This window comes from Acinetobacter guillouiae (assembly GCF_002370525.2).
GTDB lineage: Bacteria > Pseudomonadota > Gammaproteobacteria > Pseudomonadales > Moraxellaceae > Acinetobacter > Acinetobacter guillouiae.
Genome location: NZ_AP014630.1, coordinates 590,404 through 606,900, shown reverse-complemented (window position 1 = coordinate 606,900; position 16,497 = coordinate 590,404). Strand labels below are relative to the sequence as shown.

Annotated in this window: 8 protein-coding genes and 2 pseudogenes; 5 read left to right on the top strand and 5 right to left on the bottom strand. The window is 39.2% G+C overall.

Going from position 1 to position 16,497, the window contains the following annotated elements:
- Nucleotides 1-9: 9 nt before the first annotated feature.
- Both AS4_RS02910 and AS4_RS02905 read right to left on the bottom strand, forming a co-directional pair.
- Nucleotides 10-2,085 (bottom strand): putative bifunctional diguanylate cyclase/phosphodiesterase, encoded by a 2,076-nt coding sequence (locus AS4_RS02910; RefSeq protein ID WP_034609768.1) that lies wholly within the window; start codon nt 2,083-2,085, stop codon nt 10-12.
- Nucleotides 2,086-2,296: 211 nt separating this feature from the next.
- The gene (locus tag AS4_RS02905) at nt 2,297-4,480 is read right to left on the bottom strand and encodes a carboxy terminal-processing peptidase (RefSeq protein ID WP_004818923.1); all 2,184 of its coding nucleotides are present in this window, start codon (nt 4,478-4,480) and stop codon (nt 2,297-2,299) included.
- Between the two features lie 196 nt (nt 4,481-4,676).
- On the opposite strand from AS4_RS02905, the gene nagZ reads away from it, so the two are divergent.
- Complete coding sequence (gene nagZ / locus AS4_RS02900) at nt 4,677-5,696, top strand: beta-N-acetylhexosaminidase (RefSeq protein WP_004818920.1); 1,020 nt, start codon at nt 4,677-4,679, stop codon at nt 5,694-5,696.
- Between the two features lie 256 nt (nt 5,697-5,952).
- The gene (locus tag AS4_RS02895) at nt 5,953-6,798 is read left to right on the top strand and encodes a class I SAM-dependent methyltransferase (RefSeq protein WP_096732981.1); all 846 of its coding nucleotides are present in this window, start codon (nt 5,953-5,955) and stop codon (nt 6,796-6,798) included.
- Nucleotides 6,799-6,930: 132 nt separating this feature from the next.
- On the opposite strand, the pseudogene AS4_RS22180 reads toward AS4_RS02895, so the two are convergent.
- Both AS4_RS22180 and AS4_RS02890 read right to left on the bottom strand, forming a co-directional pair.
- A pseudogene (locus tag AS4_RS22180) lies at nt 6,931-7,152 on the bottom strand (alpha/beta fold hydrolase); the annotation flags it as partial.
- Nucleotides 7,153-7,229: 77 nt separating this feature from the next.
- Nucleotides 7,230-8,277: pseudogene (locus AS4_RS02890) on the bottom strand (alpha/beta fold hydrolase); the annotation flags it as partial.
- Between the two features lie 303 nt (nt 8,278-8,580).
- On the opposite strand from AS4_RS02890, the gene AS4_RS02885 reads away from it, so the two are divergent.
- From AS4_RS02885 to pta, 3 genes are all read left to right on the top strand, one after another.
- Complete coding sequence (locus tag AS4_RS02885; RefSeq protein WP_004818916.1) at nt 8,581-9,846, top strand: glutamate-5-semialdehyde dehydrogenase; 1,266 nt, start codon at nt 8,581-8,583, stop codon at nt 9,844-9,846.
- A 415-nt stretch (nt 9,847-10,261) separates the two neighbouring features.
- Nucleotides 10,262-11,479: an acetate/propionate family kinase gene (locus AS4_RS02880; protein ID WP_034610100.1), complete on the top strand. Its 1,218-nt coding sequence runs from the start codon at nt 10,262-10,264 to the stop codon at nt 11,477-11,479.
- Between the two features lie 276 nt (nt 11,480-11,755).
- The gene (gene pta / locus AS4_RS02875; RefSeq protein WP_096732977.1) at nt 11,756-13,897 is read left to right on the top strand and encodes a phosphate acetyltransferase; all 2,142 of its coding nucleotides are present in this window, start codon (nt 11,756-11,758) and stop codon (nt 13,895-13,897) included.
- Between the two features lie 161 nt (nt 13,898-14,058).
- Here the strand turns inward: pta and AS4_RS02870 are convergent, their stop codons facing one another.
- Nucleotides 14,059-16,245 carry a TonB-dependent receptor gene (locus tag AS4_RS02870; protein WP_096732975.1) on the bottom strand — a complete coding sequence of 729 codons (2,187 nt, stop codon included), beginning with the start codon at nt 16,243-16,245 and terminating at the stop codon, nt 14,059-14,061.
- Between the last annotated feature and the right edge of the window lie 252 nt (nt 16,246-16,497).

Below are 16,497 nucleotides of genomic sequence, written 5' to 3'. Positions count from 1 at the left end.
TTTTTATATCTAAGGTATGGCTTTAACCATACTATAATTGGTTTCCAAACGGTCTACAGGTAACGGCATGCCTAACAAATAACCTTGTAATTGCTGGCAACCTAAACGTTTAAGAATCTGCGCCTGCTGTTCAGTTTCAACGCCTTCTGCCGTCACCACCAGACCCAAACGAATCGCCAAATGGATAATACTTTCTAAAATGATTTGTTCTTTTGAACCTTCACACAAATTACGGATAAATTCTCGATCTATTTTTAATTCATCTACTGGTAAATCTTTTAAATACAAGAAACTCGAATGCCCCGTTCCAAAATCATCAATTGCCAGTCGGATACCTAAATTTCTTAATTTCTCAAAGGTTTGAATACTGTCATCAATATGATGCATCGCTGTAGATTCAGTAATTTCAATAATTAAATTACCATTTTTGACATGGTATTTTTGAATCAATTTTTCTAAAGTTTCAATCAAATGTTTATGTTCAAATTGTACTGCTGAAAGATTTACGGCGATGGGACCAAAAGCATATTTTTTATCTTCCCATTCTTGAATTTGCTTACATGCTTTCTCTAAGGCCCAATAGCCCATACGAATAATCAGCCCCGTTTGCTCAGCGCCATCAATAAACATACTCGGGGCTAACAAGCCTAGGGTTGGATGCTTCCAACGGATTAAAGCTTCTACCCCACAAATTTGGTAGTCCGCAGTGAATTTAGGTTGATAAAATAGAATAAATTGTTGTTCTTCAACTGCTTTATATAAATCATTGATGAGTTTAGATTGACTTCGACTTTGGTGTTGTTGGTCTAATGAACTGCTATAAACACTAAAAGTATTACGCCCCTGCTCTTTAGATTGCATCATGGCGGAGTCAGCATTGATCAATAAATCTTGTAAGTTCTGCCCGTGGTCGGGGAAAAATACGATGCCGATACTGGCAGAAATATTAATTTCTTTACCTGAGATTTGAAAACCATCTTGTATTTTTTGTAAGAACAATTCGGCAATCTCTTCAGCTTCATTACGATTAGAATCTTCCAGAATCAGAATAAACTCATCTCCACCAATACGAGTGAGTCTTTGCCCATCCTTAAGTAACGGATATAAACGCTGGGCGAGTTTAACCAGAAGCTCATCACCGATATGATGACCAAATGCGTCGTTAACAGATTTAAAGCGGTCTAAATCAATATAAATAAAAGCAATTTTAGACTGTATATCCTTATAATCTAAAAATAAAGCATCGGTGTATTCAACGAGAAATAATCGGTTTGGAAGTTTAGTCAGATTATCTTGAAGTGCTAAGTCTTCAAGCTCTTTATTGGCTTGTAATAACTGTAAACTACGTTCTTCTAATCTTCGTTCTAAAATCGCCACACAAAAAGCAGAGACAAGTATTAAACTCGCTACAAAAATAATGGTAAACAATAAAATACCTTGCCCTTCGTGTAGTTGACTTCCAAAATGATTGTCATGCACCGATGAGATCGTTGCTGCTGCCATACCGATATAATGCATTCCCACAATACTGAGTGCGATCATGATCGATACAGCAATTTTATAAAGCATCTTATGATTAAAAGAGTTCTTATATTTAAATGCGAGCCAGAAAGACAATCCTGAACCACTAATCGCGATGATGACAGAGAGCATCACCAAAATAACATCATAATCAACTTGTTGATTTGGAATATCTAGCCCCAGCATGCCGATATAGTGCATTCCAGAAATTCCCAGTCCCATCAACACGCCACCTAAAATCAACCGTACAATTGGCAAAGTCTCTTGAGTGGTCAGCCAAATCGCAAAAGTCGAAGCCATGGCCGCAATAATATAGGAGATCACAGTTAATGTTAAATCAAAGGAATAACCTTGCGGTAGATCACAAGCCAACATTCCGACAAAGTGCATTGCCCAAATGGCGAAGCCAAAAACCATGCCACTTAAACACAAGATAATTTTCTGTAGACGAGGGGTATGTTGGGTAAATATGAGTTGTTCTAATGAAATAGCTACGTAACAGATGATAACTGCAATACATGCAGAACCTATTACGAGATTACTATCATAACTCATATAACTCATAAAAATTTACTTCCAGTAATGAACCTATTTTTGTTATAAGCAACCTCTATATATACAACGCAAAATTGCGAGAAGGTTCACCTTTTTTTAAAGAACGTTCGTTTTACTTAAAATATCACTATCCTATTGAACGTCAAGTTATTTTTTGAATCGAAATAAAAAAAGCATATCCGAGATATGCTTTTTTATTTTACCTAAATAGAATTTTTAGTTATTTACTTGTTAGATGTGCCAAATCTAACAGAACATTGGCAGCCTCATTCACAAAGGTCTCTTCCTCTGGCAATGCCGGACGTTGGTTTACCTTCATTTTCGCTCTTGATTCAGCCAATGCATCCAAACTTGCTTGGTAACTTTCCCAGTTTGAATATGGCTTTAATCCTGTTTCAGTGCGACGCTTATTCTCCGCAGCCAATGTTCTTGCTTCAAGTGCCACTAAATCTGCTTTACGTTTATCAATATCTAAAGAGATACGTTTCTGATCTTTGGTTTCTTGAGCAATCGCTTTACGTGTCTCTAGGTATTGGAACTGTGGATCACCTGCCGCACGAACTTTTGATTTTTCACCAAGCTGTGCTACATACGGTTGAATTGACCCTTCACGTTTAAACGGCGCAGTTGGAATCGTATCCCATTTCAAAGCATTTTTAGCTTTACGCTCACCAAACTCTTCATCATATATATCCACCAGTTTGATATCTGGAATCACACCTTTGTTTTGGGTACTGCCACCAGTCACACGGTAGAATTTACGTTGCGTTAAGGTTGCTTGACCATAAGCAAGGCTATCCAATTGAACTTGTGCAGTCCCTTTACCCGTGGTCGTACTTCCTAAAATTACCGCACGATCGTAATCTTGTAAGGCAGCAGAGTAAATTTCACTGGCAGAAGCCGAGGCTAAGTTAACCAAAACAGCCAAAGGTCCTGCATAGGTTTGCGCACCACCGTCGGTGTCTTCAAACACGCTCACATTGCCATTACCATCACGGATTTGAACCACTGGGCCTTCTTTAATCACTTGCCCAATCATTTTGGCAACTTCTTCTAAAGAACCACCTGGGTTATTACGCAAATCAATAATAATCCCTTCAACATTTTGTGCTGCAAGTGACTTCAATGCTTTATTGGTATCTTCTGAAACGGAACGGTATTCAGTCCCTGCACGACGTGCACGATAGTTCAGATAGAAAGATGGGATTTCTAAAACACCAAACTTATGTTTTTTACCATCACGTGTCAGCTCTACAGTACGTGAACGCACACCCGCATCTTCTTCTTGAATCACATCACGAGTAATGGTCACAACTCGTGCTTGGCTCATAGAAGCGCCTGCAGCCAACAATTTCACTGACACCTTGGTGCCACGTTTACCACGAATCAAGCCGACAATTTCAGAACTTGGCCAACCAATCACGTCGACCATTTTATTGCCATCTTGTGCAACACCAATAATGCGATCACCAGATTTAACCTGTCCGGTCTTACTTGCCGGCCCACCATCTACAATGGTTTCAATCTTGGTATAGTCTTCATTACCACGCTCAGGACGAATCGAAACACCAATACCTTCAAGTTGTAAGGTGGTTTGACGATTCAACTCCATAGCATCAACAGGTGGGAAATAATTGCTGTGCGGATCGTAGGTCAAGGTCATTGCATTAAGGATACGTTCCAGTACATCATCACTCTTGGTTCGTCCAATACGCTCTAGTTGGCGGGTATACCGCTTGGTGAGTGTTTGAACAGGTGTAAGATCTTCTGATGCTGCCAAATCCTGACCATTGGCCAATGTTGGATCATCTTTCAATGCTTTTTGTTTGGCTTGATCTTCTTGCTTGGCAATGGTGAGATTGATTAATTGCGACACCAACATCTTACGCCAATAGTTTTGCAACTCGGCTTTGCTGGCAAAGAATTCAGCTTTCTCACGATCTGCATCAATAAATTCATTTGGCTGATTTAAGTTCTGGGTCTTTTTAAGTTCAGCCAATTCAAATTCATAAAATTCTTTTAAACGTGCACGATAATGCGCATGAATCGCAAATGGTCCAGACAAATCGCCTGCTTTTAATTTTGCGCCGAGTGTTGCCCCATATTGCTTTTTATATTGTTCAATTTCTGAAGCTAAAAATAAGGTGTGCTCTGGGTCAAGGCTATCAATATACATGTCGAGAATACGATTTGATGTATTTGCATCTAAACGCATATTCAAATAATGCTGACGGTCAATCAATGTTGCAAGTTGACGTGTCACTAAGGCTTGATCTTGTGAAGGATGAATCGATTGAGACACGTTTGTAGCATTGGTTTCCGCCATTGCCTGATTGATGGTATGGGTAAAGAATAAACCACCTGTTGCAAGTGCTATAGCGCAAGCGAGAGTTTGAATTTTCATAAATTCTTAATACTTCCTTGGGTTTTCCAATTTCTATATCGTTTTTCAATCTGAACTCAACAGTTTCAATATCTTAAACGACTTTATCTGTTTATGTTGTGTAGTTTTAGCATAATCTGTACTGAGTAAGTGTAGCAAATCATTGCAGAAATCGGGTATTGTTTCCCAGTTTATATAAATACAACCGTGGATTCCTATGATCGGCGCATTGATGCTTGATATTGCAGGCACAGAACTTACTCAAGAAGATATTGAACTATTACAAACTCCGCAAGTCGGTGGCATGATTTTATTTTCAAGAAATATAGAATCACCTGCTCAAGTTCGCGCTTTAACCGATCATATGCGCCAAATTCGCCCCGACATTCTTATTGCCGTTGATCAAGAAGGTGGACGAGTACAACGCCTAAAACAAGGCTTTACCCTACTACCAGCCATGGGGCATTTTGGTGAGCTTTACTTAACTCAACCTGAAAAAGCTTTAACTCTGGCTGAACAATGTGGTTGGCTCATGGCAATTGAAGTGCTTGCAGTAGGGATTGATTTTAGTTTTGCACCTGTTTTAGATCTGAATGACATTAGTGATGTGATTGGCGATCGTGCCTTTGCAAAAAATGTACAAGATATTGTGCCGCTTGCCAGCGCATTTATGAAAGGAATGCAGCGTGCGGGTATGGCAACCACAGGAAAACACTTTCCTGGACATGGTTCTGTGAAAGCAGATTCACATGTTGCTGCAGCAATTGATCCACGTGAATACCAAGACATTTATAACAAGGATATGCAAAGCTTTATTCAGCTACAAACCCAGCTGGATGCACTGATGCCTGCACATGTGATTTATGAAAAAGTAGATCCAAATCCTGCAGGTTTTTCACCTTACTGGATTCAAACGATTTTACGCCAAGAGCTTCAATTTGATGGTGTGCTGTTCTCAGATGATTTAAGCATGCAAGCAGCTTGTGTTGCAGGTGGAGCAGATGCACGTATCCGTGCTGCCCTCGAAGCAGGTTGTGATATGGGCTTGGTGTGCAATAACCGTGAATCGGCATGTATCGCATTGGCTGGGATAGAAAACCTACCTTTGCCAAATCAAGCACGTTTAGAACGTATGCGTGGCAAAATTCCACAGATCAGTATTGATGAAACATTTGACCTTGGAAATGAATGGCAAGCTGTCAAAAAAGTCATTGAAGAATTTAAAAATTCACTTTAAAACCAATAGAGGCTATCCATAGGATATTGCGCTAGATGACTTAATTTTGCTGCCCCCTCTTGATGATCAATGAGGGGATCTTAGACCTTTAATGATTAATAAGCCGTTAATGATTAAAGAGATTTAAGATATTCTCCTTTCAATAGGAGGGTTACAAAGGATCAAAAAAGACGACGAGGCAAAATTAAATTTTTAGTCGTGTTTTAATTGCTTTTCATCATGACCCCATTAGAAAAAATAAAAGTTAAGGATAACTATGTCAGACCAGCAACTTTCCAAGCACCGCCATATTTCATTTACAGCCCATTACACAGGCTATATTTGGTATCAAATGGGCATTTCTCATCCCTTATTTGCCACATCCAAAGGTAAAACTTTGGCTATGATTGCCCACCCAATAGAAAGTTGGGGAGAAAAATACGTCGGCGGCAGTATGCGTACCACACTCAAGCAACGTCATACCATGTTGGATGAGCGTTTAGCTGAACTGATTGAACAGTCTCCTGACTTACAAGTATTGGAAATAGCCGCGGGGCTGTCACCCAGAGGCTGGTGGTTTAGACAACATTATCCCTTGATTGATTATCGTGAATTAGATTTACCCGATATGGCAAAAACTAAGCAAGCGGCGCTTAAGCAAATTGATTACAAGAGCCCAGATGTGTTGTCTGTCGACTTATTTACAGAGGATTTTAAAAAAGCTTTTGAGGTATTTGATCCACTACGACCACTCGTCGTGATCAGTGAAGGTTTAATTAACTACTTCACCAAAGAACTGTTACAACAATTGATTCAATCGATTGCCCATTATGGGCAAGACTTTAACAGTCTGCATTATCTCACCGACCTTTACCCTGAACCAGTAAAAAACAAATTGGCAAAAGTGATTTGGAACAGCAGCAAGCTGTTAAAAGTCATGTCACGAAGTGCTTTTACTTTTCACTTTGTCACACCAGAACAAGTCAGAAATTTTATCTATCAAGCTGGTTTTCAAAAAGTTGACGTGATTCAACCCCGTGTCTATTTCAATACAGATTCAACTGAATACAATGCTGAAGAGCATCTAGGTGATTTGGTGTGGATGATTGATGCACAACGCTAAAGCAATCACTTATTGAGATTTCGAGACTTAAATCCTTCGAAACATAAACACTTCGAGATTTAAATACTTCAATTCTAAGAAATAAAAAACCAGTCAAAAGACTGGTTTTTAACAGATCAACATATCAAAAGCTTAAGCTACTGCACCTTCTTGCGCTATACATAACTGCACTGCTTGGGTTTGGCGTGCAATAAACCGTAATAAGCGATCTGCATTTTCAAAGCTACCATGCTTAAATAGTGCGCGAACACCAGCTGCAGAGGTTTCAAAAATCAAACATTCAATCGCAAACTCACCTTCATCATCACTCAAATTTAAAGCCAAATCACGGGTATGTTGATTTACAAAAGCTAAATCTTGTTGATGATCAAGACGCATCAATAAACCAAAGTAATTTAAATCAACTACGTCAACCTGAATCACTTTATTTGAATGGCGATGTGTCAATTGACGATGTGGATCAAGCACTTGAATACGATTTTCACCACGACGCTCAATATGCTGCATTTGTTCCCGTGTGAAATTGACAATCCCATCCAGTCCTTGGATCGACCCACCTTTTAAGTAAGTGGTGAATAAAGTCATGGTTTCTTTACGGCGTTGTAATTGAGGAACATGATCGGCATTGGCAATCATTGCAAACTGCATATCTGGGCATTGCAAAGCAAAGTTTGCATTTTCATGCGGTAAGGTAAAACTGTCGTATTGACCACATGCCACCAGTGTATTCACTTGAGGAACCGGTACATGGCTTAACCGCAATAGACGATTACAATTGATTTCATAACGTTCTTGTTCAGTATTTGAAAATTCAGCCATTTGCTTAAAAAATAATCTTTTGGCTGTGGGCGACATACGCGTTTTATCGAGCTTGGCATGATTGACTAAATACAAAATCACGGCCTGACCAAACTCGCCCATACGTTGTTCTTTCATCAACATCAATGATTCTTCTAACAGCATGCGCCAGCTTTTACGAGTTTCTTGCATCACCCCCATCAAGATCATTTTTTCGACCAGTTCAGGACGTTGATCAACAAAAAATGAAGCAATCACGGAACCTAAAGAAATCCCCACCACGGCAACCTTTTCAATCGCGACAATATCAAGCCACTGTCCCAACATACGAGAAAGATCAGGTAATTCTAATGTCCCCGCAGATAAACCAGAGTCGATATTGGTGATTTGTTGATTGGCGCCCATAGAGGGCAAATCAATCAAAATGACTGGGCCACTTTCAAAGAACTGCTCAACACAATACTTATATGAGTTAAAGTTTTGGAACGCTCCGCCCACAATCACAATCGGTGTATTGTGAATTGTTCGTGGATCTGCGATCGCCATATACTCAATTTTCCAGCCATCAATCCAAGTTGTTCTTGGCTCCTGCTTAAAGCTGTTTTTGTGGTATATGTCGAAAAAACCAAAGCTTGATAAAGATTGGTGTGATTCTGTGTCCATTTGGATAATGGAATTCATATCCTTCCTCCATCCTTGCTTTATTCTTTTAATATGCAAGATTTTGACCCGCATTATTCTTTCAAATTCGTGATACGTATGAATTCTGTATCACATCAATGTCCTTATTGTTTCATTCTTACAGATGTGTGATTTATACGCAATCGCTAAATTGACCGTTTATCCAGTTTAAATGGCAAAAGATTTTGCAAGATATTTAACGCTTCAACGCTGCAAAATAAGTTTATTTCAGTGAAATACTTCCTTGGCTTTACTTAGACTGCTACTATCAAAGGGAAATTTTTAATGATCAAATAAACTGCTATGCAAGACTCAATTGAACAGTATATGCAAACTGTAGGGAAGCAAGCACGCCAAGCCGCTAGTGTTTTGGCAGGCGCAACTACACTTGCAAAAAATAATGCCTTATCTGCGATTTATACTGCTTTGGAAAATAGTCAACCGCAAATCTTGGCCGCCAACCAAATTGACATGAGCAAAGGTCGTGACAATCAATTGGATAGTGCTTTACTTGATCGTTTAGAACTCAACCCCACACGCTTTAAAGGGATGTTACAAGGCTTAAAAGATGTCATTAGCCTTGTCGATCCGATTGGTGAAATCACGGATCTTGCTTTCCGTCCAACAGGTATTCAGATTGGTAAAATGCGCGTGCCTTTAGGTGTGGTCGGTATGATTTATGAATCACGCCCAAACGTTACCCTTGAAGCCGCCTCACTTGCGTTAAAATCTGGCAATGCCATCATTTTACGTGGTGGTTCTGAAGCATTGAATTCAAATCAAGCAATTGCTGAAGCCATTCAACATGGTTTAAAAGCAGCGGGCTTACCTGAAACTTGTGTACAAGTGATTAACACCACTGACCGTGCTGCCGTGGGTCAATTGATTACCATGTCTGAGTATGTCGATGTCATCGTACCTCGTGGCGGTAAAGGCTTGATTGAACGCATTACCAATGAAGCAACCATTCCTGTGATTAAACATCTCGATGGAAACTGCCATGTTTTTGTTGAGGCGCAGGCAGATTTACATAAAGCACTTCCTATTGCATTAAACTCAAAAACACATCGTTATGGTGTGTGTAATGCAATGGAAACATTGTTGGTTGATGAAAAAATTGCGGAAGAGTTTTTACCCCGTATCGCTGAGCTTTATGCAGAAAAAAACGTTGAATTACGTGGCTGTATCAATGTTCAAAAAATCTTAGGCAATACTGTAAAACCAGCCAGTGAAGAAGATTGGTATGAAGAATATCTAGGTCCAATCTTGGCCGTGAAAATTGTGACTGGGATTGAAGAAGCCATTCAACATATTAACAAATATGGCTCACATCATACCGATGCAATCATCACTGAAAACTTTAGCTTAGCGCGTCAATTCTTAACCCGTGTAGATTCAAGTTCAGTTATGGTCAATGCTTCGACGCGTTTTGCTGATGGTTTCGAATACGGTTTAGGTGCTGAAATTGGTATTTCTACCGATAAAATTCATGCCCGTGGCCCAGTCGGTCTTGAAGGTTTAACCTCGCAAAAATGGATTGTTTTAGGTGATGGTCAAATTCGTCATTGATTCCAAGCTTGAATAACTCGACTCAGCATTTATCTCAAACATAAGTGCTGAGTTTTTATTTTTAATGCACAGTAAAAACATCAATCAATTTAAAATTTTGATAAAAAATATGTGCTTGTCTTTTAGAAAGACGCAAAGATTGTCTTTGGATAGGACAAGATTATTTACAAGAAACTATAGAATGCAGATAGATTAAAACAACAATGAGTGATAATTTTTAACAATCAATTGATAAATATTAATTATTAATCAATATCAGGTCGATAGTCCAAAAGTCTAATCACCTAAAGTCTATCTAGGACAAAAAAACTACACATGGTACAACATGACTGCTGATCTAATTTGCCCTTTATAAACAAGCATAATCAGATCAATCAGGATGACTTTTTTAAATTATAATTTCGGGTATTCAAACGTGTCTACATCAGTATTAGTAATTAACTGCGGATCTTCATCAATCAAATATGCGCTTGTTTCTGAACGTCGTGAAGATCGAATCTTTGGTTTAGCAGAAAACCTAGGCTCTGCTGATGCACGTATTAAAGGAATCACGGCGGGCAATCAACCGCTTGAGCTTTCAATTCCCTATGCAGACCATGAAAAAGCTTTAGAAACCATCTTAGGTCGTTTATCACAGTATAAACCTCAAGCCATTGGACACCGTGTTGTTCATGGCGGGACCTTAACCAAAGCTGAGTTATTGACGCCTGAAATTGTAGAAAAAATTCGTGAAGCAACACCACTTGCACCGCTGCATAACCCAGCTCATTTAGTCGGTATTGATGCGACAATGCGTCTATTCCCTGAATTACCGCAAGTTGCCGTATTTGATACAGCATTCCATCAAACCATGCCTGCACATGCATATCGTTATGCTTTACCAAAGTTCCTGTATACACAACACAATGTTCGTCGTTATGGTTTCCATGGTACCAGTCATGCCTATGTTTCTGAACGTGGTTCTGAACTTGCGGGGAGCTATAAACATGGCGGTTGGTTAACAGCACACTTAGGCAATGGTAGCTCAACTTGCGCCATTTGGAATGGTCAAAGTGTCGATACCTCCATGGGACTGACTCCGCTTGAAGGTGTGGTTATGGGTACCCGTAGTGGTGATGTTGATCCAAGTATTCATAGCTTCCTTGCTTCAAATCTGGGCTGGGATATCTATAAAATTGATAAAATGCTGAACAGTGAATCAGGCTTACTGGGCTTATCAGATCTTTCAAATGATATGCGTACCTTGATTGAAGCTTCAGAACAAGGCAATGAAGATGCGACTTTGGCGATTGAAGTATTCTGTTATCGTTTAGCCAAATCACTTGCGGCATTAAGCTGCGGTTTACCACGTATCGATGGTTTATTCTTTACTGGCGGTATTGGTGAAAACTCTGCCTATATTCGTGAAAAAACTATTGCTTACTTACCACACTTCGGTTTCAACCTCAGCAAAGAACAGAATGATGGTTTAAAACGTGGTACAGAAGGTCGAATTGATGCTGGAACAGGTCCTCAAATTTGGGTCATACCAACCGATGAAGAAGGTCGTATTGCTAAAGAAACTGTTCATGTTGTAGAACACGAGGTACAACAGGCCGCAAAAAAGCCTGAATCTGATATTGCGACAGCTTAAGCTGTCGTAAGTCTTGTACGAGCTTTGGGTATACCTGTTGAAATAGCCGCATACTCAAACTCGTTATTACAATTGATCTTGACCAGATTTTTGATATAAAGCTGTTTTGTAATCGTTTAAGCTGGCATAAATATATAAACCAGTCTTGTAGATGAATATCGTTTTGCGATCACTGTATACACCACAAAAAAGATGTTGAGTGAAGCAGATGATTTGAGATATTCATCTTCAATTTATCCATGAATTCACATATTTTTACTGATTAAAGAATCGTCTATGAAAACAATTTTATTGGTTCCAACTGGGGAAGGCGTAGGCTTAACGTCTGCGTGTTTAGGTTTAGTCTATGCCTTGGAATGCCAAGGCGTTAAAGCAGGCTTTGTAAAACCATTTTCACAAGAATTAGTTGCTGAACCAGACCGCACCACTGCGCTTTACCGTCATATCTCAAAATTAGATACGGTTGAACCGATAGCTTATGCAAAAATCACACAACAGCTCAATGATGGTGAAACTGATGAGCTCCTTGAAGAAGCGGTCAGCTTACAACGCCAAATTGCAAAGTCCCATGACATTGTGATTGTAGAAGGCTTAGTCCCTACTGCACGTGATGCTTTTGCCAGTGATTTAAATGCTTCTTTGGCGCAAGCTTTGGATGCAAAAGTTATCTTTGTCAGTAATGCCAATATCGAAAAACCAGAACAAACTGCTGAAAAAGTTGAAGCACAAGTACGTAATTTTGGTGGTGCATCATCATCGCGTAATGCAGGCGTATTGTTTATGCGTACCCGTGGTCTACCTGCAGAATCTGCACAAATTCCGGTGACCATTGATCCAAGCTTGCGTTTAGTTGCAGATACTGAAAAATTTAAAACTGAAATTCAAAAAACTCATGCACACATCGGCTCAGCAACATTTCCAATTATTGGCTTAGTTCCATTCAGTGACACCTTGAGTGTGCCTCGCATCTCAGACTTAGCAAAACAAATTCAAGCCACGTGGATTAATCAAGGCAAAGCCAACACACGCCGTGTATTGCACAGCAGCTTAATTGCGTCAAATATTGAACATGAACTACAAAAATTCGTTGCAGGCGAACTGATTATCAGTGCTTCTGATCGTATTGATGTGTTATTGGCCAGTAGTTTAGCCACCAGCAATGGCATTCCACTCGCAGGTTTAGTTTTAACTGAACACCATGAGCCAAATCCATTGGTTTTAGAGTTCTGCCAGTCTGCAATTAAAAATGGCCTACCGATTTTACATACACCACTCAGTACCTTTGAAACAGCACAGCAACTTGCCAATTTAAGCAATGAAATTCCTGTGGATGATACTGAACGTGCCGATCAAGTGACCCGCTTCGTTTCAAGCCATATTGATCCAGAATGGTTGACCCAGATGTTGAATGGTGACTATAAACCGCGTTTATCCCCTTCTGCATTCCGTCATGAATTGGTACAAAAATCTATTGCTGCAAAAAAACGTATTGTACTGCCTGAAGGTGATGAGCCGCGTACCATTCAAGCCGCAGCAATCTGTCAATCACGTGGTATTGCACAATGTGTATTGTTAGCAAAACCTGAAACGGTACTTGAAGTCGCTAAAGCACGTAATATTGAACTTCCTGTGGATTTAGAGATTATTGATCCAGATCTGATCCGTGAAAACTACGTGACCCAAATGGTTGAATTACGCAAAGGTAAACTCAACGAATTACAAGCACGTGAGCAACTGCAAGATACTGTGGTACTGGGTACGATGATGCTGGCACTTGATCAAGTCGATGGGCTGGTTTCTGGCGCTGTACATACCACCGCCAATACAGTGCGCCCTGCATTCCAGCTGATCAAAACTGCACCAGAATACTCTTTGGTCTCTTCAATCTTCTTTATGCTGTTACCAGACGAAGTTTATGTATATGGTGATTGCGCGATCAACCCTGATCCAGATGCTGAGCAATTGGCAGAGATTGCAATTCAATCTGCAGATTCGGCAAAAGCATTTGGTATTGACCCACGTATTGCCATGATTTCCTATTCAACCGGTACTTCAGGTGCAGGTGCGGAAGTTGAAAAAGTTGCAAAAGCCACGGAAATTGCCAAACAACGTCGTCCAGATTTACTGATTGATGGCCCTTTGCAATATGATGCTGCATCTGTTGAAAGTGTTGGACGCTCTAAAGCACCAGACTCTCAAGTTGCTGGGCGTGCCAATGTGTTTATCTTCCCAGACCTCAATACAGGCAATACCACCTATAAAGCAGTTCAACGCTCTGCTAATGTGGTCAGTGTTGGTCCAATGCTGCAAGGTTTAAATAAACCTGTAAATGACTTGTCGCGTGGTGCATTGGTAGATGATATTGTCTTTACCATTGCATTAACGGCGATTCAGTCAGAACAACAAGCTGCGCATTAATGCTGATCTACTAGACATAAAAAACCACCCAAATCAATTGGGTGGTTTTTTATAATGTATTGACGAAAAACTCATAAATCAGTCTTTATGATACTGATATCCCCATCGATTCAATTGCGATCATAGGAATTAGGCAGCTTTATTTTCGATGAGATTAAAGCTTAGAAGAAATAGTTCACGCGGAATAAATAATTTCGTGGAGTTCCAGGCATAGAATCTGAACGCCAGTATTCTTTATCTGTTAAATTATTTACAGCAATCGTCGCGCCCCATTTATCGTCTTTATAACCAATTGCAGCATCTACACGAGTCCAGTCTGGCATTTTGGTGGTATTTTCATCAGAAGAATAATAAGACCCCATGTAAGTTGCACCAACCTCGCCATACAATTTTTCAGTCGGAAGATAACGTACAAACAAATTGCCAGTATGCTTTGAAACACGGCGTAAATAATTACCTACTAATTCTGGTTTTAGATCATTTTTAATAATTTTGGCATCTGTATAACCGTATCCACCTCGAATATAGAGATTATTCAATGCCTGACCAATAAAGCTAAATTCTACCCCCTTAGATTCATGCTCACCAACGACTACATAAGGTGAATAATCATCCTCAGGATCTTTACGATCACGAATATTATTTTTATTAATATTGAATACAGATAATTGTGTGTTTAGCTTAGAATCCAGCCAGTCACTTTTTATACCCACTTCATATTGATCAAGATATTGCGGCTCATAATTAAATGCGTTTAGGTCATCTGTTGCATTTATAACACTAACTCCCATATTGCCACCAAAGGGTGAAAAACTACGACTATAAGATGCATATAAACTTTGTTCGGGGACGGGTTGCCATACAAAGCCTACATTCGGACTAAATGTCTCATCTTTAACAGTACGCGATTGTTGGTATGACTTTGAGCTCTCTAATTTATTTGTGGTTTTTGCTTCATAATAATCATATCGCCCGCCTAACATCATTTTAAATTGATCATTAAAACTGATGAGATCTTGAAGGAAAAGCGCATAATTTGTTCCTTCATTATAATTGTGAGTCGTAATAGTATGCCCTATACCACGGTTACTAAAACGATCACCTGTTAATGGATTAACAAATCCATAAATCAGTGAACCATCCTTGTTTTTATTTGATAGTAAAGGTTCTCGCTGTTCATAAGACCAGTCTGTACCGACTAGAATATTATGTTTAATCGCCCCAGTATTAAATTCACCAGTTATATCCCAAGTATTGGTCGTAGTTTTATTGGTTGTTTGCTGCCAAAAATAGGCTTGATTGATATAACCTTTATAACATCCTTTATTCGTATTTGTTGGCTTCACGTCAGCAGTACACATAGACCCAGCATAAAAATGATCAAAATTTTGTTCCGACTCACGATGACTTAAACCCCAATGAAATTTCCAATTGGGCGCAAATTCATATTTAACATCTGTACGTATCGTTTGAAGAATATCTTCCACATAATCACCAGGTTGCGCAAACCCCATCTTAATTGAAGTTCCTGCAGGCAAATTGGCATATGAAGGACCACGATCTGATACCCGATAAAGATTGTCGTAAGTAAATTCCGTTGTCCAAAGTAGCTTTTCATCATCACTACGATAGGTCACACTTGGAGAAATCATTTCCTCATTAGCACCTATTTGAGCACGGAAACTATTGGTATCGGACTTCTCTCCAACCAAACGTACAGCCCAGTTATCATTGAGTACTTTATTAATATCAAGCGTTCCGCCAACATTGTCATAAGAACCCGCATATGCTCCAACTGAACTTTTGGAGTCAAAATTTGCATATTTGGTGACCATATTGATCACACCACCACCACCACTACGGCCATACAATACAGATGCAGGACCTTTTAAAATTTCAATTCGTTCAACATTGGCAGTACTGCGACGTATCTGTCCACTTTCACGCACACCATCACGATAGATATCACCAGAATCCGCACTAAAACCACGCAGCATAATGCCATCACCACGCATATCGTAGCTGGTTGAAACGCCTGGTGTGCCTTGTAACATGACACTTAGATCATTTGCGCCATAAAGCTTATATTTAGAAACATCAATTGTATCAATCGTTTGTGGTATATCTTTTTTATCTAAACCATTTCTCGTAACATTGGCTTGTTTATAATCCACATATGTTTTTATTGGATCACCATCAGCCATCGCCTCAATGACAATCGTGGGAAGCGTTGCTGTACTTTTTTTCTGTTCTTCACTGCTATCTGTATTTGCAAATGTTAGAGAGGAAACAAAAAGTCCTCCCGTCGACAGCATCATTAAAGTTAAGCTTTTTTTAACAAAAGGCATGATTGCACCGAAAACATAATGAGAATAATTATCATTATAATACAATTTCTCACCAAAATTTACAATAACATGCTAATTTAACTACAAATTAATAATGGTTTAAAAAATAAACATGAAAATTACATTAAAGCAAATAAGATTATTTTTACTTATTTAGAAATTAAACTAAAAAATAACTTTAATACTTACAATTAAAATATATGAATCTCTTAATTTGAGAATCTTAAAATTTTTAGATATTTTTTATTTATT

Bases quoted from the DNA above. Each gene is read 5' to 3' on its own strand.
- nagZ (WP_004818920.1), top strand. From the start codon at position 4,677: ATGATCGGCGCATTGATGCTTGATATTGCAGGCACAGAACTTACTCAA.
- AS4_RS02905 (WP_004818923.1), bottom strand. From the start codon at position 4,480: ATGAAAATTCAAACTCTCGCTTGCGCTATAGCACTTGCAACAGGTGGT.
- AS4_RS02895 (WP_096732981.1), top strand. From the start codon at position 5,953: ATGTCAGACCAGCAACTTTCCAAGCACCGCCATATTTCATTTACAGCC.
- AS4_RS02870 (WP_096732975.1), bottom strand. From the start codon at position 16,245: ATGCCTTTTGTTAAAAAAAGCTTAACTTTAATGATGCTGTCGACGGGA.
- pta (WP_096732977.1), top strand. From the start codon at position 11,756: ATGAAAACAATTTTATTGGTTCCAACTGGGGAAGGCGTAGGCTTAACG.
- AS4_RS02910 (WP_034609768.1), bottom strand. From the start codon at position 2,085: ATGAGTTATATGAGTTATGATAGTAATCTCGTAATAGGTTCTGCATGT.
- AS4_RS02885 (WP_004818916.1), top strand. From the start codon at position 8,581: ATGCAAGACTCAATTGAACAGTATATGCAAACTGTAGGGAAGCAAGCA.